Below are 18174 nucleotides of genomic sequence, written 5' to 3'. Positions count from 1 at the left end.
GCTGCAGGCATCGTCGATGATCTGCTGCAGCGATTCAGCGAGCGAATCCCACCCGGTCTGGTAGAAGTCGCTGCCCGCAACAGGGCCGGAGATCGCAGCAAGGTTCGGCACAGCATAGTCCGCGGCTCCCACGGGGCCGACGCCGGCCGCCACGATCCGCGTACCGCCGCCCTTGAGGGTGTTCGCAGAGGCGACCGCGAAATCGATGTTGCGGATCTTCGTGCGAAGCTGATTCGTGTTCCCGCCCGCATTGGGGTCGAGATCGGAGATCTCGTCGTTGTCCAGCGTCGGCAGACCGTCTGTGAGGAAGACCACGAGGTCGGTGTCCGCAGCGCTGTCCGCCAGCTGGGACAATCCAGCGTCCCAGTTGGTGCCCTGCAGGTAGCTTCCGCCCCGCTCGACGCGATTGAGCGATGCAACGCGATCATGCGCGGCCTGCACATCGGCGTCATCAGCCATCGAGTACGCCCGTGTGGTGTCCTCCTGGCCGGCCGCGGGAGCCGTACCCGAGAACGTCGCAAGGCGCAGCGTGGATCCCTCGGAACCGGCCATCCCGTCGATGAAGCTATTGACCGCGTCACGGTAAGGGCTGCCGAGAGGCCCGAACTGACCATCGGTCGAGAACGACAGATCGGCGACGAGGGTGATGTCGATGCCCTCCTCGCATGCGAGCGTCTGAAGTTCGGGGTTGTCGCGGGGTGCGGCCACGAACCCCGCGTCGTTCAGATATGCCGGGTCCGAACCGACGTTGTCCGCTTCGAAGCCTGCCGGGATCTCGAGCGTCTGCCCTGCCGAAACCGCTCCGGTGTGGAAGCCGTAGCGATCGAGGACGACTGCCTGTGCTCCGTCGAACCGGGCGCGCGTCTCGCGTTCGATCACCGAGTATCCCTCGGGCGCCGAGACCGGCACGACCCAGTAGCCTTCGGCGCTCGGCTCGAGCGAGGAGAGCACCCCACGACCATCCGCGCCGGATGCGAACGTGGCGACTGCCCCCTCGTCCGACGTCGGGCGCTGACCGGCAGCGCCCGGGATGACAGCGAACGTGAGGCCTTCGAGACCAGAGACGTCTCCGGCGTCCGTGCCGGTCCTGTCGGACCCCGCCGTCACAACCAGCTCCGCGCGGCCGTCATCCGGCGCAGCGAGCGCCGGCGACGCATGCTGTGCGCCGAGAAGCGCGACGGATGCGACGGCTGCCATTGCGGCCCCGCGCATCCATCCCGACGTCTTCCCTCGCACCCGTTGGGTATCGGGCGTCATGATCCCCTCTTTTCTCTGTTCAGGTCACTGCCGCGCGCTCGCACGACAGCACGCGCCGAGACGAAGCCGGCGACATGACATGAGTATCCGCGGGGAACGGCGGGGGATCGCGCCGCATCGACTGAATTTACCCCCTTCCTACCACCGGCGAGGGCGATTTGCGGGAACTGGCGTCACGAAGCGCGGATCATGATGTCTTAGATAATGTGATGCATCGATATTCCGACGTACTGGTGGATGAAGCGCCATGAACGTCGAACGCGCGGGGCGACGGATCACCGACCATGTCGACGACCTCGAGGATGTAAGACTTGCGTGCCTGCTCGCCGTTCCCGATGTGACCACGGCGTCGCTCGCCCGCCAGCTCACCGGACGTTCGGATGTCGATGCGCTGCTCGCGATGCTCGCATCGCAGGGTCTCGGCACGCGAACACGCGATGGCGCCGGCGTCGTTCTCCACCCCGCCGTGCGCCGTGATGCTCGGAATCTGCTTCGTCTCCGGTGGCGCAGCGACTTTCTCGATGCCTCACGGGCAACCGCTCAGTGGCACCTCGAACGAGGCGACTTCGTTCGCGCGTTCGACTATGCACTCGACAGCGAGGACATCGCGCTGATCGGCCACGTGGGAATCCGCGTTTGGCCTTCGAAGACGTTTTCGGCGTCGTACGCACTCGATCGCATCCGCGCGCTGCCGGAAGACCTCGTGCGCGACAACGCCCCGCTGTCCCTCTGGCTCGCCGAGCAGGCTCGACGGTCCCCGCAGGCGGGTCTGCGCGGGCGAGAGCACCTGCGCGCCGCAGTCACGGCGGCACGCAGGCGATCGAGCTCGAACGCTACCGAGAATCTCCTGATGCTCGGCATCGAGGCGCTCGCCCACAGCAGATTGGGCGAGCCATCGGATTCAGCGTCGAATGCGCACGACTTCGCGAATCGGCTTCGATCACTCTCGGACGCCCGCCGCATCGACGAGTCGCTGGCCGAAGCGCTTGCGGCCGTCACAGCCGAGCTGACCGCCGCGCTCATCTTCGATCAGTCCTACACTCTCGCCAACACGCTCATCGCCGTGCTCGGCGCGTTCTGCGCCCACAGGGAGCTGGCGCAGCAGCTCCAGCGCGCGAAGAACCTCGGCATTCTACTCGATGCCTGCACCGGACACTGCCGTCGAGCAGAGGCCGCACTCGCAGAACTCGAAGACGAGGCATGCGACGACCTCGCCGAACTGGCCAGGCTCCTAACCACAATCTGCGTCATGGATCTGCCGGGGCTGCGCCGTTCCCTTCAACGGCTCGACGCCGACGGCGGGACGACCGGCCGTTGGGAGATCGTCCTCTTCGGTACCGTCATCCGCTATCTCGTCGACAGCGATACGGCGACAGCCCGCGCTCTGTATACCTCGGCGATCGCCGAACATCCAGTCACGGAATATGATGCAGCGCGACGGCGCTACCTCGGCGTCATCGCCGTCACTCTCGCTATGGTCGGTTTGACCGTTCCTCCGGCGGCTCCGCTTGCCGCGAAGAAGGACCCTCTCCTTCTATCGCTCCGCGCCATCATCGCGCTGCACCAGGGACGTGATGAGCACATCAAACAGTCGATCACACGCGCGATGACGGCCGCATCAACGCCACTGCATCGACACGTCGCCGCAGCGCTGCTCTCGCGGTACTCCTGCTACTCGGGTGACCGAGAGCTCCTGCGCGCGGCAGCTGGGGAGTTGCGTGCGCTGTATGAGATGCACGGCCTCTGCGCCGGATTCATGCTGCTGTCCGCGAGCGAGCGCACGTGCGTGCTCGACGCCGTTGGACGGCCGAACACCCTGTCCTCCGCGATGCACCGCGTGCCGCTGCTCGTCCGCGCGAACAGGCTGCCGCATGACGTCTCGCTCACGCGGCGCGAAATTGATGTGCTGACCGCGCTCGCACGGTCGGGCGATCGTCGTGACGTTGCGGATCGGCTGTTCCTCACGCCCGCGACCGTCAAAGTACACCTTCGCTCCATCTATCGGAAGCTCGATGTGCACAGCGAATCGGAGGCGCTCCAACGAGCCGCTCTCTTCGGTATTGTCCGCACGCTCCCGCGTTAGGGCACATTCTTGATCAGTGAGACTCATCCCGTCATGATCCCGCCGCGCCATCGAGCGTCCTCGTTCGGTGGCGCGGCCGGCGCCGACGGAACCTCATCGCAAGGAGGAGAGCTCATACCTACTGGATACGGGTTCGGGAAAAGCGACAACGAGTTGTTCGTGAAGATGACGCAGCACCCGGCGCCCGACGGGCAGCATCTCGCGGTCGCGATGGGAATCGCGCGGCATCGGGGAGTCAATCGCCCCGCAAGCTCAGCCACGGCACCTCCCACGCCGCCGCCGACCGGCCAGCGGCGACGGACGGCACGGAGAACCGATCCCGGCGAGCGCCGACGTCATGCCCGGACACTCCTCGAGGCGCTCGTGCAGGCCGCCATGGACGCAGACGGCCGACTCGATGTCTTTGTCGCCGACACGGACGCCGCACAGGTCAAGCCGCTGTTCGACTCCTCATCGGAGGAGTTCCAGGAATCCCTCAATATCGATATATCAGACAGCTTCCGCCTGTATCGCCACACCGCGCAGCAGATGGTCGCGTAAGGCTTCGGCGTCGAGGCCGTCAACGCAGTCTCGTTCGTGGCGTTCCTGCCGTTCGAGTTGCTCACGCACCACTCGGGCCGCGCGCAGACTGAAACAGGCGGCGGCCTAGAATGGGCAGGACCCTACGGGATCGCGGTCAACACCTACGATCCCGGCATCATCGGCGCCGCGATATGGGATCCTGCCGGCGAGAAGCTCGCCGCCAGACACCAGCAGCAGCAGCAGCGCGACGAGATGCTCTCCGAACACGCTGGCTCGGGCGTCGTCGGCAGCGTCTCTCTGGGCGACAACGTGGCCGCATCGTGTCGTAAACTCACGGCCCGCCTCCGATGACATCACGGCAAGACGATGCTTGTCGACGGCCACAACCAGTTCTCGTGAAAGCCCCCGCCCGCGCCACGGGCGGAGCGCGGACTCCGCGTTACCCGCCGAACAGGTCCACGGGGTTGAAGATGTCGGCGGCGAAGAGCAGGCCGGCCATGCCGATCATCAGCACCACGACGACGAGGGTCAGCGGCACGAGGCGGGTCGCGTCGGCCGGAGCGGGGCGGGGGCGGCCCGTCACCCGCGCCAAGAGGCGCTTCAGCCCGTCCCACAGCGCGACCGCCACGTGACCGCCGTCGAGCGGCAGCAGCGGGATGAGGTTGAACACCATGAGCGCGATGTTCAGCGAGCCCAGGAGGCTCACGATCACGGCGACGCGGTCGATGAGCGGCGCCTCCGTCGCGGCGACCTCGCCGGCGATCCGCCCCACGCCGATGACGCTGATCGGCCCGTCGGGATCGCGGTCGCCGCCCGTGAAGAGGTCGACGGCCGTGTCGTAGAGGCGCACGGGCAGCTCCACGACGATCCCCGCGACGGCGGCGATGTTCTCGCCCGTCGCCGCGATCCCGGATCCCAGGGGCTGGCGCACGCGCTCGACCGTCGGCGTGAAGCCGACGAAGCCGACCTCGCCCGTGACGCGCTCGCCCTCCGCGTCGGTGTACTCGTTGACCGCGAGGACCGGCGTCACCGTGAGGGAGAGCTCGGATCCGTCGCGCTCGACGACGACGGGCACCGGCTGCCCCGGCCGCTCCCGGATGATCGCCGACGCCTCGTCGAAGGTCGACACCGCGTCGCCGTCGACCTCGAGGATGCGGTCGCCGGGACGCAGCCCCGCGGCGGCGGCCGGGGACGCCGGATCGTCCGCCCCGCAGGAGGTCTGCTCGCTGTCGGCCGCGACGACGCACTCCGAGACCGATGCCACGGTGGTCGTGTGCTGCGGCAGGCCGATGCCGCTGAAGAGGATCGAGAAGAGGCCGGCCGCGAGCACGAGGTTCATGAACGGGCCGCCCAGCATGACGACGATGCGCTTCCACGTCGCCTGCCGGTAGAGCACGCGCTCGTCGTCCTCGCCCTCGATCGTCTCGTCGTTGGCGGCGCGCGCCTCCTGCACGAGCGAGGCGCCGATGCGCTGACGGCGCGAGCCCTCCGCGGGGCTCGGCGGGTACATCCCGGCGATCGAGATGAAGCCGCCGAGCGGCAGCGCCTTGACGCCGTACTCGGTCTCGCCGACGCGCTTCGAGAAGAGCGTCGGGCCGAAGCCGATCATGTACTGCCCCACGCGCACGCCGAACGCCTTCGCGGGCACGATGTGGCCGATCTCGTGCAGCGCGATCGACAGCGCGAGGCCCACGAGCATCACGAGGATGCCCGCGACGAACAGCAGAGCGGTCACGGGGCCGACGTCCTCAGTCGTCCTCGTACGGGTTCGGCCACACCCGCTCCGGTGCGTCCCAGCCCGCGGCGACGAGCGCGCGACGCGACAGCTCCCGCGCCGAGTACGCCCACTGGACGCCCTCGATGTCGCGGTAGTTCTGATGTCCGGGGCCCGCCCAGAGGATCGCGTCGCCCGGCCCCGCCAGCGACACCGCGCACACGATCGCGGCCTCGGGCGGCGAGACCTCGTGGATCTCGTGCGACGGATCCGTCGCGCGGGCGCCCTCGAGCAGCTGGGCCCGGATCGACGCCGCGTCCTCGTGGCGCGGGTGGTGATCCGTGAGGACGACGACGTCGCTGCCCTCGACGGCCGTGCGCCCCATGTCGAAGCGCTTGGTCGCGTCGCGATCCCCGTCGGCGCCGAACAGCATGATGACGCGCCCCGGCGTGACGCGCCGCACGGCGCGGAGGGTCTTCTCGAAGGCGTCGGGCGTGTGCCCGAAGTCGACGTACACGGCCGGCCCCGAGGTTCCGGACACGAGCTGCGTGCGTCCCGGGACCCAGGCGACGAGGCCGCCGTCGCGGGCGAGCGCGTCGCGGATCCGCTCCCAGGCGTACCCGGCCTCGAGCAGCATGACGATCGCGAGGCCCGCGTTCGACGCCATGTGCGCGCCGATGACGGGCACCATCGTCTCGAGGGAGCGGCCGTCGGGGCCCGTGAGGCGGAACGACGTGCCGCGCTGCTCCTCGCGCGTCACCTCGACGATCCAGTCCGCCTGCCGCGCCGCGTCGGGATCCGCGGCGATCTCGGGCGTCGCGATCGTCGTCGTGGGGATGTCGGCGTCGGCGACGATGCGGGCGCCGGGCAGCGAGTCGAGCGACACGACCGCGCGCCTGGCGCGCTCCCTCGTGAACAGCGGCGCCTTCGCGGCGTAGTACGACTCCATGTCGCCGTAATCGTCGAGGTGGTCGTGGCTGAGGTTCGTGAACGACATCACGTCGAACACGACGCCGTCGACGCGGCGCCGGGTCACGGCCTGCGCGCTGACCTCGACGGCGACGGCCTCGACGCCCTCCTCGCGCATGCGGGCGAGCTGCGCGTGGAACTCCGTCGCCTCGGGGCTCGTGAGGCCGGCGACGACCCGCTCGCCGGCGACGACCCGCTCGGCGGACGTCGACGCGCCGGCGACGACGCCGATCTGGGTGAGCAGCCCCTCGAGCAGGTGCGTGGCGCTCGTCTTGCCGTTCGTTCCCGTCGTGCCGAGCAGCAGCGGCAGCTCGTCCTCGGCGGTCGTGCGGTTCGCCCACGCCGCGGCCGCGGGAAGCGCGCCGCGCGGATCGTCGACGACGAGGATCGGCGCCCCCGCGTCGCGGGCGATCTCGGCGCCCTCCCGGTCGGTGAGGATCGCGGCCGCGCCGGCCGCGACCGCGGCGGGCGCGAACTCCGCGCCGTGGCGGTTCGCGCCGCGGATGCCGACGAACAGCTCTCCGGGGACGAGGTCGACGGAAGAGAGGGTCGCTCCCGTGATCCGCGTGGCGGGGTCGCCCTCGAGCCGGGCGCCGAGCACGCGGGCGAGCTCCCCGATCTCCCGGGTCGCGGGGTGTCGGGGGCGCAGCATCGTCGGAGCGACGCGCCGGATGCGGGGCAGCGTCGTGAGATCGGTCATCACGAGTCGATTGTCTCAGCGCGACCCGGCGATTCGCTGATCCGCCGCGAGCCGCGCCTCCCGCTCGGCCCAGGCGAGCGTCTCGAGCGTGAGCTCGGCGGGCTCCTCGTGCGCCTCGACGACGGCGCGCACCGTGTCGACGATGTCGACGAAGCGGATCCGCCCCTCGTGGAACGCGTCGACCGCCTGCTCGTTCGCCGCGTTGTACACGGCGGGGAGCGCGCCCCCCGCCTCGCCGACCTGACGCGCGAGCGCCACGGCGGGGAACGCCTCGTCGTCGAGCGGCGCGAACTCCCAGGTCTGCGCCGCCGACCAGTCGATCGGCACGTCGACGTCGGGGAGGCGCTCCGGCCACGACAGCCCGAGCGCGATCGGCACGAGCATGCGCGGCGGGCCCGCCTGCGCGATGGTCGATCCGTCGCGGAACTCCACCATCGAGTGGATCATCTGTTGAGGGTGCACGACGACGTCGATCGCGTCGTACGGGACGCCGAACAGCAGGTGCGCCTCGATCACCTCGAGGCCCTTGTTGACGAGCGTCGCCGAGTTGGTCGTGATCACGCGCCCCATCGAGAAGTTGGGGTGGCGCAGCGCCTCCGCCGGCGTGACGTGCGCGAGCTCCGACCGGGTGCGCCCGCGGAACGGACCGCCGGAGGCCGTGACGACGAGACGGCGCACCTCGCTCGTCGACCCGGCCCGCAGGGCCTGCGCGATCGCGGAGTGCTCGGAGTCGACGGGCACGATCTGCCCGGGCGCCGCGAGGCGCGTGACGAGATCGCCGCCCACGATGAGCGACTCCTTGTTCGCGAGGGCGAGCGTGCACCCCGCCTCGAGCACCGCGAGCGTCGGGCCGAGCCCCGCGGATCCCGTGATGCCGTTGAGCACGACGTCGGCGTCGACGTCGCGCACGAGCTGGGCCGCCTCGTCCGCGCCGAGGGCCGTGTGCGCGACGCCGAACTCGCGCGCCTGGGCCGCGAGCAGCTCGGCGTTCGACCCGGCCGAGAGCCCGACGATCTCGAAGCGATCGGGGCTGCGGCGGATGACGTCGAGCGCCTGGGTGCCGATGGATCCCGTGGACCCCAGCACGACGACGCGGCGCACGGTCACTCCGCGGCGGGCTGGGCGTGCGCGGTGCCGAGGATGTCGACGACGAAGATCAGGGTCTCGTCCTGCAGCTCGTGGCCCTCGCTTGCTCCGTAGCCCTCCTCGGGCGGGATGACCGCGATGACCTGCGACCCGACCTTCTGGCCGACGAGCGCCTTCGTGAAGCCCTCGATGACGCCGCCCGTGCTGAACTGGGTCGGCGCGCCGCGCGACCAGCTGGAGTCGAACTCGGTGCCGTCCGAGGCCTTCACGCCCGCGTACTGCACGTACACGGTGTCGCCGTCCTCGACCTCGGCGCCGTCGCCCTGCTTGAGCGTCGCGAGCTCGGTCTCGTCTGGAGTCTCGAAGCCGTCCGGCACGGTCACGGTCGGCGCGCCGTCCTCGCCGAGCTCCACCTCGGGGAACCCGTCCGGCGCCTCCTCGTCCTCGCCCCAGGCCGCGCTCGGCGCGACCTCGAGGAAGTCGAGGACGAACACCTGCGAGGGGTAGGAGGTCTCGCCCTCTGACTGCCCGGGGACCACGAGCACCGCGCGGGTGCCGGGGGTCGCACAGCCGAGGGCCATGCCGAGCGCCGTCTCGCTCGCGACGGCCGCCGGGAGGTTGGTGCCGGGCTCGTATCCCTGCTCGGTGATCAGCTCGCCCGAGTCGCCGTCGTAGATGCTGCCGGCGTAGACGATGGACTGCCCCTCCTCGACCGGCTCTCCCTCGCCCTCGACGAGGATCGTGCTCTCGAAGTCGGCGGCCTCGATGGGCGCGTCGATCGAGACCTCGGCCGGCTCGCCGACCTCCCCGCTCACGTCGACGGCGTCGATGGCGTCGCCCGCCGCGGGGGGCGCGTCGCAGAGGGTCGAGTCGCCGCCCGTCCCATCCGCGTCGGACGTCGGCTCCTCCGCGTTCGAGCAGCCGGCGAGCAGGAGCATCGCGGCGGCAGCGGCGGACACGGGGACGAGAAGGCGACGGCGCACAGGAACCTCATTCGGGAAGTCGGGGACGGCCCCATCCTGCCTCATCCGGGCTATGGATGCGCTGACGCGCGATGATGAACCCGCTGATCGCGGGACGAGACCGGGGGATCGGACGGATTCCCGATGCGGAATGCGCGCCGCGTACCCTGGTGGGATGACCGATTCCCCCGCGGCCCGTCCCGACACCCCCAGCTGGGTCTACACGCTCGGACGCCTCGCTCTGGCGCCGATCGCGCGCGCCGTGTACCGCCCCCAGGTCGAGGGCAGGGAGAACGTCCCCCGGACCGGACCGGTCATCTTCGCGAGCAACCACCTCTCCTTCATCGACTCGATCGCGATCCCGATCGCCGCGGCGCCGCGGCCGGTGCGCTTCCTCGCGAAGTCGGACTACTTCACGGGTCGCGGGTTCAAGGGATGGCTCTCGCGCACCCTCTTCACCGCGGTCGGCGCGATCTCGGTCGAGCGCAGCGCGGGCCAAGCGGCGCTCGACGCGCTCGAGCAGCAGCGTCGGATCCTCGATTCCGGGGCGGCGATCGCCCTGCACCCCGAGGGCACGCGCTCGCGCGACGGCCGCCTCTACAAGGGCCGCACGGGCGTGGCCTACCTCGCGCTCGAGACCGGGGCGCCCGTCGTGCCGATCGGCCTCATCGGCACCGACCGCGTCATGCCGGTGGGGCAGCGGATGCCGTCGCTGAAGGAGCGCGTCGTGGTGAGGTTCGGCGAGCCGCTCGACCTCTCCTCGCACGGCCCGGCGTCCTCGGGGCGCGCGCGCCGCGGGGCGACCGACGAGATCATGTCGGCCATCCACGCGCTGTCCGGCCAGGAGCTCGCGGGCACCTACAACGAGCCGCCCGCGAAGAACGCGGTCGAGAAGATCAAGCAGGTCCTCCCCCACGAGCGGAAGTGATCTCGGGGACGATCTCGACGGGGAAGCTCACGCTGTTCGCGATGAAGCACCAGGCGTGCGCGTCGTCGTGGGCCGCGAGCGCGGCCGGGATCATCCCCTCCTCCTCGACCGTCACCCGCGGACGCAGGACCGCGCGGACGAAGCGCCCCGCGTTCCCGGAGAGCTCCATCGCCGCCTCCGCGTCGTCCACGTAGGCGGTCACGACCACGTCGCGGGTCGCGCACGCGTGCAGGTAGGACAGCAGGTGGCACTCGGCGAGCGCCGACAGCAGCATGTCCTCGGGGTTCCAGCGGGACGGGTCGCCGCGGAACGGCCTGTCGGCGGAGGCGAGCAGGTCGGGCTTGCCGTCGACCCGCACGGTCACGTCGCGCGCGTAGTCGCGGTACCCGCTCGTGCCGGTTCCCCTGTTCCCCGTCCACGTGACGCGGGTGCGGTAGACGTGCTCGCTCATCCTCCGAGCGTAGTGCGGCGGCGCCGCGTCGCCCCGCGCGGATCGCTCTCCGGCCGTACCCTGGTGGTGTGACCTCCGCCTCGACCTTCCCCGCATCCGCCGCCGCCGAGCTGGCCGTCGTCGAGCGCGACGGATTCATCGAGTCGCGCCATGTCGGCTCGGCGATCGTGCTGTCGCCCGAGGGCGAGATCGTCGCCTCGCACGGCGACCCGTCGGCGCTGATCCTCCCCCGCTCGTCGCTCAAGCCGCTGCTCGCGGTGGGCTGTGCGACGGCGGGCGCCGCGTTCGAGGGCGAGCGGCTCGTGCTCTCGACCGCGAGCCACGAGGGCACCGACCGCCACGCGGCCGTCGTGCGGCAGATGCTCGCCGACGTGGGGCTCACGGAGGACGCCCTGCTCTGCCCGCCGTCGTGGCCGGGCGACGCCGAGGCGCGGCGCGCGATGATCCGGGAGGGCGCGGACAAGGCTCCCATCCGCCACAACTGCTCGGGCAAGCACGCCGCGATGCTCACGGCGTGCCGCGTGAACGGCTGGGACACGACGACGTACACGGATCCGACCCACCCCCTGCAGGTGCACCTGCGGGAGGTCGTCGAGCGCCTCACGGGCAGCCGCATCGCGGGCGTCGCGGTCGACGGCTGCGGGGCGCCCGTCCACGCGATGTCGCTCGAGGCGCTGGCCAGGGGGATCCACCGCATGGGCGCGTCGTCGGAGTCGTCTCCGTTCGCCCTGCACCGCGTGGCGGGGGTCCTCGTGCGCACCGTGCGCGAGCATCCCTGGGCGATCGAGGGGCCTGGCGGGGACGACACCCTGACGATCGAGCGCTTCGGGGTGTTCTCGAAGAAGGGCGCCGAGGGCGTGCAGGTGATGATCGCGCCCGACGGCACGACGATGGCGCTGAAGATGCTCGACGGGTCGAACCGCGCGGGCTCGCTCGTGGGACTCGCGCTCCTCGCGCGGGCGGGGTGCCTCGAGGTCGCGGACGTCGCCGCCGCGGCGGCGGAGCGCCCGGGGCTGCGGATCCTCGGCGGCGGTCGCCCCGTGGGCATCATCCGGGCTCAGGTCTGAGTCTCGGCGGCGCGGACGGCGCTACCGTGGGAGGCGTGATCGCCCTCTCCGTGCTGCTGTTCGTCAACGCCGCCTTCAACCTCTTCGCCTGGCCGGCGTTCCTGCGCCGCGTCGTCAGGGATCCGCGCGCCCGCGACACCCAGGGACGCGTGACGCGGTTCCTGACGGTGCACATCGTGCTCGTGACCTTCGCGCTCGTGCTCGCCGTCGTCTCGGCGCTGGCGGGGGTCGCGGCGCTCGTCGGCGCGCTCTGAGAGGCTCTTGCGCTCAGCGCGCCGATCCGCCACGGTGGGCGCATGACCGCGACCTTCGTCCTCCTGCTGACGGTGAGCGCGCTGCTCGTGCTCGCGATCCTCGTCGTCGTGGTCGCGCTCGTCGTCGTGGGGAGCGTCAGGGGAGCGCGCGGGCCGCGCCCTCCGCAGGATCCGCCTGGCGCCCCGCGCCCGGGCGACGGGGGCTGAGGAGCGGCTACTGCCCGGTCGTGCGCTCGATGCTCATGACCAGGATGACGCGGTCTGCGCCGTCGGCCGGGCGTCCGTCGAGCGGCTTGCCGTACCGCTCGCCGAGGTGCACGTAGAAGTCGCCCTCGGGGTCGCTCACGACGTCGACGAGCCGCCCGCGCACCTCGAGGTAGCGGGTGGGCTCGTCGGGGTCGGTGATCGACAGCGACATCGACGGGTTGCGCTGCAGGTTGCGGTACTTCTGGCGGGTGGTCGTGTGCGTGAACCGCACGTGCTCCCCGTCGAACTCGTACCACATGGGGTTGACCTGCACGGTGCCGTCGGGGCGGACCGTGCCGAGGTGCCCGTAGAGGGGACGCTCGAGCAGGCTGCGGGACGCGGGGGCGAGGTCGTCGATCGCGCTCATGCCGCCAGTCTGCCGCACGGAGCGCCCTACGGCAGCACGATGCGCCGCGCGGCTCGATCCCCGGAGAGCAGCCAGGCGCGCGCGGCCCGGGGGCGCGCGTAGGGCGGCAGCTCCCTCTCCCCCGCCACCGTGCGCATCTCGGACGCGCAGTCCGCGCCCACGACCAGGTCGCCCTCGGATCGCACCCTCTGCAGCAGCCCCCAGGAGCGCTGCCACCCGTCGCCCTCGCCCGCGAGCACCAGCGGAAGCCCGCCGCCGTCCTCGAGAGGGGCGCCGGGAGGCAGGTCGTCGAGGAGGAGCACCCGCGCGCTCCCCTCCCAGGCGCGGGCGAGGTCGGAAGCCCGTCGCCGCGCGGCGCGGAGCACGAGCCCGGTGATCGGCGCCGTCGGCCGCCAGCGCGCGGGCTGCGCCTGCGGCTCCTCAAGCGCGAGGCCGTCGCCGAGGGCGAACTGCACCTCGGCGTCGGAGAGGACTCCGCGCCCGGGCCGGCGGGCGGGGTCGAATGTCTCGCCGCGGGCACCCGCGCCCGTGTGCTCGGCGCGGGTCGGGTACGCGAGCACGGCGCGACGCGGGATGATCTCGGCGATGCGCGCCAGCGCGCCCGTGAGGCGTGCGCCCGTGAGCATGATCGTCGTCCCCGTCGCCCCGGCATCGCGGGCGATGCTCTCCAGGCGCTCCCCCGCCAGCTGCGCGTGCTCCTGGGGGAAGCGGGCGAGCAGCGCGTCGGCGTCGTCGACGACGAGGAGGTCCGGCGGGTCTGTCTCGGCCCGCTCGAGGGCGTCCCAGGCGGCCTCGCGGTCGCGAGGCACCGTCGAGACGCGGGCGCCCGTCTCGGCCGCCGTGTGAGCGACCCACGCGGCGACGGCGGTCTTGCCGGCGCCGGCCCCGCCGAGCACCACGAGCCCGCGTTCGCGGCCCACCGCGAGGGAGACCTCGGACTGCCGCTGGCGAGCCGGCTCGTCGGCCAGGGCGATGACCACGCCCGCCTCCGTCGCGGGGCGACGCGGGCGCCACACCTCCGGCAGCTCCGGCAGCAGCGGCCCCGGAGCGGCCTCGACGTCCAGGACGCCCTCCCGCACCCGCTCGACGTCGGCCTCGGCGGTCAGGGCGAAGCGCGCCTGGCGGGCCTCGGCATCGCCCGCCCGTCGGACGAGGCCGACGCCTCGGTGCTCCGCATCGCCGGGGATCCGGGCGGCCGCGTCGGTGCCGACGATCGCGCGGCTCTCCGACGCCTCGGCGACCCGCAGGCTCACCCGCAGGGGGCAGTTCGCGATCAGGGCGTCGCGCACGACGCCGGCCGCGCGCTGCGTGCCGAGCACGAGGTGCATTCCGAGCGCCCGACCGCGGGCGGCGACGTCGGAGAAGACCGCGTGCAGGTCGGGATGCTCCTGCAGCAGCGCGGCGAACTCGTCGACGACGATCACGAGCCGCGCGAGCCCCACCCGCGGATCGGACGCGTCGCGCGCGCCGGCGTTCGCGATCGCGCTCTCGCGTCGCCTGATCTCGGCGCGCAGTCCCTCGACGGCTCGGCGTGCTCGGGCGCCGTCGAGGTCGGTGAGCACGCCCGTGACGTGCGGCAGCGCGCGCAGCGGCTCGAACGCCGTGCCTCCCTTGAAGTCGGCGAGGAGCAGCACGAGCTGGTCGGGACGGTGCGCGCCGGCCATCGCGACGACCCACGTCACGAGGAACTCGCTCTTGCCGGCTCCCGTCGTGCCCACGACGACGGCGTGCGGGCCGTCCGAGACGAGGTCGAGGATCGCGAGCGGCGGCCGCTCCTCCGCTCCCTCCGCCGGCCCGACGCCGACGACGGCGCGCAGGCCGGCGGGCGCGCGCTCGGCGTCGTGCTCGGACGCGTCGCGGGCGCGGACGTCGGCGAGGCGCACGCGGCCGGCGGGAAGCCCTCCCCCGCCGCGGGAGCGCGCGCCGAGGGCCCGGCCGATCGCGCGCGCCTGCGCGAGCGAGATCGCCTCGGGGCGCACCTCCGCGTCGCCCTCCGGCCGCGCGAGGCGCGCCGTCATCCCCGGCCCGACCTCCAGCAGCGCGGCGCACTCGGGAGGCACGGGCTCGTCGGCCGCGGCGAGGACGATCACCGTCTCGGCGTCCGGGGGGATCCGCTCCGTCGCCCGGACGATCGCCACGCGGCGCGCGCCGTCGCCGGGCAGGGCCCGGTGCGGGAGTTCGTCCGCCCAGTCCTCGCCGAGCGGAGCCCCGAGGAGGCGCACGGCGGATGCGGGCTCGCGCAGGAGCAGCTGCACGGCGACGGCGCGGGCGATCGCGCGGGCCACGGGGCCGTCGCCTTGCACGCACAGCCCGCCCTCCCAGGCGATCGAGACGGGTGCGTCGTCGAGTGCGCGGGCGCGCTCGCGCAGCTCGGCGACCCGCTCGCCCTCGCCGCCCGAGATCCCGACCGCGCTGTCCGAGCGTCCGGCCCCCACCACAAGCGGACCGCCGCGCCGCCACACGCGCCCGCTCTCCTCCGCGACCCCCGCGACGTCCGGAAGCGCCGCGCGGAGGAGGCTCCGCTCCTCCTCGTGGCGCCGGTCGACCTCGCGCTCGGCCTCGGCGGCCGCCACGGCGAGCTCCCGCTGCGCGCGGCGTCGCTCGCGCCGAGCGGTGCGCGCCCCGTCGAGCAGCGACGCGATCGCCATGAGCGGCCCCAGCGCCGCGAACCACAGCATGTGCGCGGATCCCGTCACGCGCCACATGAGAAGCGCGCCCGCGACGGGGACGAGCGACGCGAGGAGGGGGAACGGACGGCGACCGGACGACGGAGGCGGCGTCGGCAGCTCGATCGGCTCGACGAGGCGAGCGGGAAGCGGAACGGTCATGCCCGCCATGCAAGCGCGTCCGGCCGCTCCGCGTGCGCCGCGCCCCGCCGTTTCGGGAGCGATCCCGGGGATCCGCGCCTGTGGACGCGGGGTGCGTCAGGCCTCTCGAGGGAGGGTGTCGGCGGCGGGAGCCTCGCCGAGGTCGACGACGATGATCGTGACATTGTCGCGCCCGCCGTTGTCGAGCGCCGCCGTCATCATCGCGACCGCCGCGTCGGCGGGGTCCGGGTGCTCGTGGAGGAAGTGCAGGATGCCGTAGTCGGTGAGCTCCTTGGTGAGCCCGTCCGAGCAGATGACGTACCGGTCGCCCGGCTGGACGTCGATGCGCACGTAGTCGGGGGTGACCGCCTCGCTGGGGCCCACCGCGCGCGTGATCACGTTGCTGTACGGGTGGGTTTCGGCCTCCTCCTCGCTGAGACGCCCCGCCTGGACGAGCTCCTGCACGAGCGAGTGGTCGGTCGTCACCTGCATGAGCTGATCGCCGCGCTGGAGATAGACCCGCGAGTCGCCGATGTTCATCGCGACGACGCTCGGCCCGTTCTCCGCGTCGTCGAGATAGATGCCGGTGAGGGTCGTGCCCGTACCCTCGTCGGTCGCGTCGGGATGATCCGCGATGTCCTGCACCGCGAGCTGGAGCGCGCGGTCGATGCCCTCGGGCGACGCGGGTGCGGCCGCGGCCATCTCGTCGAGGCGCGCGACGACGCTCTGGCTCGCGATCTCCCCTCCGACGTGCCCGCCCATCCCGTCGGCGACGACGAAGAGGGGGAAGCGCATCAGCAGGTCGTCCTGATTGTTCTCGCGCTTGCGTCCGGGATCGGTGAACCCCGCCCAGCGCACCGCGAGGGGGGCGCCGTCGGCGAGCGCGACCTCGCGGCTGAACGTCTCAGGGCGCTGCGGCGCCGGGGGCGTGGACTCGGGCACGGTGGGCCTTTCGGGAGAGCACGGGCTCGCGGGCATCGGGCATGCCGCGAGTGGACACCAGTCTAAAGGGGAAACGCGTTCGACCCCGTCCCGACGAGAACGCGGGGTGGGGTCGAACGTGCGGTCAGGAGCTCCGGCGCCGGGAGGTCAGCTCTGCGGCGGCTGGAACGGGTTCTGCGGCGGACGCTGCTCGCCGTCCTGCGGGGCCTCGGGCGCCGGGGGCGCGGGAGGAGCCGGCGGCGTCTGCGGGGCCTGCGGGGCCTGCGGCTGACCGTAGGCCGGAGGCTGCTGGCCGTAGGGGTTCTGCGGCTGCTGCGGCGCCTGCGGCTGACCGTAGGCGGGGGGCTGCTGGCCGTACGGCTGCTGCGGGTAGCCCGGCTGCGGGTAGGCGGGCTGAGCCGGGTAGGCGGCGCTCGCCTGGTCCGGGATGCCGGCCCAGCGGGTGCGGTCGCCGAGGAAGCCGTTGCCGGCCCAGCTGGCGGCCGGGATCTGGGCGTTCCAGCGGGAGGCGCCGAGGCCGTTGATGCCGAGCCAGACGATCGCCAGGAAGATGTACAGCACGACGAACGCGCCGGGCTTCTGCAGCTTCAGACCGATGCGGTAGGCCGCCATCGCCATGAGCACGCCCGCGAACAGGGTGCCGAGCCAGCCCACGTAGGGGATGATGCCGGCGAGCGAGAAGAACATCAGCCAGGGGTTGATGTCTCCGAGCTTGAGGAAGACCATGCTGTTGTAGAACGGCACCCAGGCGCGCCAGCGCCCCTGCACGCCCGCCTTGTCGAACATCTTCATCATGAAGATGGAGCTGACGACATAGGCGGCGATGCCGATGATGCCGAGCACGACGAAGAAACCGGCGAGAGCCGCCATGATGGCGCCGAACCCGTACCCGTAGCCCGTGTAGTCGTCGTAGTAGTAGGCGGGCAGAAGATCGATCATTGGTTCCCCCAGGATGATGGTCGGTTCACGGCACGAGGACCGCGGCCCCCAGCATACGCACAGAGGGCGTCACGCCGCACGTGCGCGCGCGGCGGGAGCGTCGTCGCGGGCGACGAGGAGCACCTCCCCGTCGGCCTCCGCCGCGCGGAACGCGAACCCGGCCTCCGCGCCCCACTCGGTCAGCTCCGCGACGTCGCGCGCCGTACACCGGGTCTCGGCGAGGGCGCGGGCCAGCTGCCCCTTCGCCTTCTTGTTGAAGTGGTTCAGCGCGCGCACGGCGCCGTCGGTGCTCTCCGTGACGACGCGCACGTAGACGGACGACGTCTCCGCCGGCAGCGGCGCGAGCGCGCGATACGCCTCCGAGCGCAGGTCGAGCGCGAACGCGTCGAGCTCCTCCCCCAGCGCCGAGGCGGCCGCGGCCGACCAGTGGCGGACGGGCGTCGGCAAGCCGGGCAGGCGGTGTCCGGCTGAGAGGCGGAAGGCGGGGAGGGGATCCGAGGCGCGCACCGGACCGAGGAGGGCCGTCTGGATGAGCGCGTGCGAGGAGAGCCAGCCGCGGGCGCCCTCGTCGAGCGACCCGGCGTCGAGCGCGTCGAAGAGCACCCCCGTGAAGCGATCGACCGCGGGCATGGTGGGGGCCTCGCGCACGACGAGGTTCGTCGCGATCTCCCCCCGCTGCCTGGCGCTCAGCTTCAGCGCCTTCGCCGCGGCCTCCTCGTCGGCGCACAGGGCGACGAGCGCGTCGATCGCGGCCTCGCGCGCCGCACGCAGGCCGGGGAGCGCGAGCGCGTCGAGGGCGAGGGCGGCGCCGTCGCCGCCCGCCCGCTTGGTCTCGGACGGGGGAAGGAGAACGTGCATGGGAAGAGCCTCCGGGGCGGAC

The 18174-nt window shown here is 72.2% G+C and carries 18 protein-coding genes; 7 read left to right on the top strand and 11 right to left on the bottom strand.

The window, feature by feature from the left end:
• Positions 1-1257, bottom strand: a 1257-nt coding sequence (locus NHL53_RS14170) for a hypothetical protein (protein ID WP_433777541.1), incomplete at its 3' end; no start/stop codon positions are given.
• Between the two features lie 247 nt (positions 1258-1504).
• On the opposite strand from NHL53_RS14170, the gene NHL53_RS14165 reads away from it, so the two are divergent.
• From NHL53_RS14165 to NHL53_RS14155, 3 genes are all read left to right on the top strand, one after another.
• The gene (locus tag NHL53_RS14165) at positions 1505-3340 is read left to right on the top strand and encodes a helix-turn-helix transcriptional regulator (protein ID WP_433777540.1); all 1836 of its coding nucleotides are present in this window, start codon (positions 1505-1507) and stop codon (positions 3338-3340) included.
• 159 nt (positions 3341-3499) lie between these two features.
• Positions 3500-3880, top strand: a complete 381-nt coding sequence (locus tag NHL53_RS14160) for a hypothetical protein (RefSeq protein WP_433777539.1) — start codon at positions 3500-3502, stop codon at positions 3878-3880.
• A gap of 36 nt (positions 3881-3916) precedes the next feature.
• The gene (locus NHL53_RS14155) at positions 3917-4213 is read left to right on the top strand and encodes a hypothetical protein (RefSeq protein WP_433777538.1); all 297 of its coding nucleotides are present in this window, start codon (positions 3917-3919) and stop codon (positions 4211-4213) included.
• A gap of 88 nt (positions 4214-4301) precedes the next feature.
• On the opposite strand, the gene NHL53_RS14150 is transcribed toward NHL53_RS14155, so the two are convergent.
• Genes NHL53_RS14150 through NHL53_RS14135 form a run of 4 tightly spaced genes read right to left on the bottom strand, consistent with a single transcriptional unit; the run spans position 4302 to position 9290 of the window.
• Positions 4302-5597 carry a M50 family metallopeptidase gene (locus NHL53_RS14150; RefSeq protein ID WP_433777537.1) on the bottom strand — a complete coding sequence of 432 codons (1296 nt, stop codon included), beginning with the start codon at positions 5595-5597 and terminating at the stop codon, positions 4302-4304.
• Between the two features lie 13 nt (positions 5598-5610).
• Entirely contained in the window at positions 5611-7245 is a 1635-nt protein-coding gene (locus NHL53_RS14145; RefSeq protein ID WP_433777536.1) for a Mur ligase family protein, read from the bottom strand.
• A 15-nt stretch (positions 7246-7260) separates the two neighbouring features.
• On the bottom strand, positions 7261-8346 hold the full coding sequence (locus NHL53_RS14140; RefSeq protein WP_433777542.1) for a 1-deoxy-D-xylulose-5-phosphate reductoisomerase: 1086 nt from the start codon (positions 8344-8346) through the stop codon (positions 7261-7263).
• A 2-nt stretch (positions 8347-8348) separates the two neighbouring features.
• Positions 8349-9290, bottom strand: coding sequence for an FKBP-type peptidyl-prolyl cis-trans isomerase (locus NHL53_RS14135; RefSeq protein WP_433777535.1), 942 nt, complete (start codon positions 9288-9290; stop codon positions 8349-8351).
• A gap of 178 nt (positions 9291-9468) precedes the next feature.
• Here NHL53_RS14135 and NHL53_RS14130 point away from each other — a divergent pair, with 178 nt between their 5' ends.
• Positions 9469-10221, top strand: a complete 753-nt coding sequence (locus NHL53_RS14130) for a lysophospholipid acyltransferase family protein (RefSeq protein ID WP_433777534.1) — start codon at positions 9469-9471, stop codon at positions 10219-10221.
• Here NHL53_RS14130 and NHL53_RS14125 read toward each other — a convergent pair.
• Positions 10190-10672: an OsmC family protein gene (locus NHL53_RS14125; protein WP_433777533.1), complete on the bottom strand. Its 483-nt coding sequence runs from the start codon at positions 10670-10672 to the stop codon at positions 10190-10192. The genes NHL53_RS14130 and NHL53_RS14125 overlap by 32 nt on opposite strands.
• Before the next feature lie 68 nt (positions 10673-10740).
• Between NHL53_RS14125 and NHL53_RS14120 the strand changes: the two genes are divergently transcribed.
• Genes NHL53_RS14120 through NHL53_RS14110 form a run of 3 tightly spaced genes read left to right on the top strand, consistent with a single transcriptional unit; the run spans position 10741 to position 12200 of the window.
• A complete protein-coding gene (locus NHL53_RS14120; RefSeq protein ID WP_433777532.1) occupies positions 10741-11739 on the top strand; it encodes an asparaginase in 999 nt (332 codons plus the stop codon).
• A gap of 35 nt (positions 11740-11774) precedes the next feature.
• On the top strand, positions 11775-11993 hold the full coding sequence (locus NHL53_RS14115; protein WP_433777531.1) for an SCO4848 family membrane protein: 219 nt from the start codon (positions 11775-11777) through the stop codon (positions 11991-11993).
• A 42-nt stretch (positions 11994-12035) separates the two neighbouring features.
• Positions 12036-12200 (top strand): hypothetical protein, encoded by a 165-nt coding sequence (locus NHL53_RS14110; protein WP_433777530.1) that lies wholly within the window; start codon positions 12036-12038, stop codon positions 12198-12200.
• 7 nt (positions 12201-12207) lie between these two features.
• On the opposite strand, the gene NHL53_RS14105 is transcribed toward NHL53_RS14110, so the two are convergent.
• The 5 genes from NHL53_RS14105 to NHL53_RS14085 form a co-directional block, all read right to left on the bottom strand.
• Complete coding sequence (locus NHL53_RS14105; protein ID WP_433777529.1) at positions 12208-12606, bottom strand: PPOX class F420-dependent oxidoreductase; 399 nt, start codon at positions 12604-12606, stop codon at positions 12208-12210.
• A 26-nt stretch (positions 12607-12632) separates the two neighbouring features.
• Positions 12633-15434 (bottom strand): FtsK/SpoIIIE domain-containing protein, encoded by a 2802-nt coding sequence (locus NHL53_RS14100; RefSeq protein WP_433777528.1) that lies wholly within the window; start codon positions 15432-15434, stop codon positions 12633-12635.
• A 96-nt stretch (positions 15435-15530) separates the two neighbouring features.
• Positions 15531-16355, bottom strand: a complete 825-nt coding sequence (locus NHL53_RS14095; protein WP_433777527.1) for a PP2C family protein-serine/threonine phosphatase — start codon at positions 16353-16355, stop codon at positions 15531-15533.
• Positions 16356-16502: 147 nt separating this feature from the next.
• Positions 16503-17294: a large exoprotein gene (locus NHL53_RS14090; RefSeq protein WP_433777526.1), complete on the bottom strand. Its 792-nt coding sequence runs from the start codon at positions 17292-17294 to the stop codon at positions 16503-16505.
• Between the two features lie 69 nt (positions 17295-17363).
• A complete protein-coding gene (locus NHL53_RS14085) occupies positions 17364-18152 on the bottom strand; it encodes a YaaA family protein (protein WP_433777525.1) in 789 nt (262 codons plus the stop codon).
• Positions 18153-18174 lie beyond the last annotated feature (22 nt).

Origin of the sequence: Microbacterium sp. gxy059 (assembly GCF_050958665.1) — a bacterium.
GTDB lineage: Bacteria > Actinomycetota > Actinomycetes > Actinomycetales > Microbacteriaceae > Microbacterium.
The sequence above is the reverse complement of the archived record's forward strand: the minus strand, read 5'-3'. Positions and strand labels throughout refer to the sequence as shown.

What these genes read in the sequence shown, in the direction of transcription:
- NHL53_RS14165 (WP_433777540.1), top strand. Translation starts at nt 1,505, where the DNA reads ATGAACGTCGAACGCGCGGGGCGACGGATCACCGACCATGTCGACGAC.
- NHL53_RS14145 (WP_433777536.1), bottom strand. Translation starts at nt 7,245, where the DNA reads ATGACCGATCTCACGACGCTGCCCCGCATCCGGCGCGTCGCTCCGACG.
- NHL53_RS14130 (WP_433777534.1), top strand. Translation starts at nt 9,469, where the DNA reads ATGACCGATTCCCCCGCGGCCCGTCCCGACACCCCCAGCTGGGTCTAC.
- NHL53_RS14125 (WP_433777533.1), bottom strand. Translation starts at nt 10,672, where the DNA reads ATGAGCGAGCACGTCTACCGCACCCGCGTCACGTGGACGGGGAACAGG.
- NHL53_RS14110 (WP_433777530.1), top strand. Translation starts at nt 12,036, where the DNA reads ATGACCGCGACCTTCGTCCTCCTGCTGACGGTGAGCGCGCTGCTCGTG.
- NHL53_RS14105 (WP_433777529.1), bottom strand. Translation starts at nt 12,606, where the DNA reads ATGAGCGCGATCGACGACCTCGCCCCCGCGTCCCGCAGCCTGCTCGAG.
- NHL53_RS14100 (WP_433777528.1), bottom strand. Translation starts at nt 15,434, where the DNA reads ATGACCGTTCCGCTTCCCGCTCGCCTCGTCGAGCCGATCGAGCTGCCG.
- NHL53_RS14090 (WP_433777526.1), bottom strand. Translation starts at nt 17,294, where the DNA reads ATGATCGATCTTCTGCCCGCCTACTACTACGACGACTACACGGGCTAC.
- NHL53_RS14085 (WP_433777525.1), bottom strand. Translation starts at nt 18,152, where the DNA reads ATGCACGTTCTCCTTCCCCCGTCCGAGACCAAGCGGGCGGGCGGCGAC.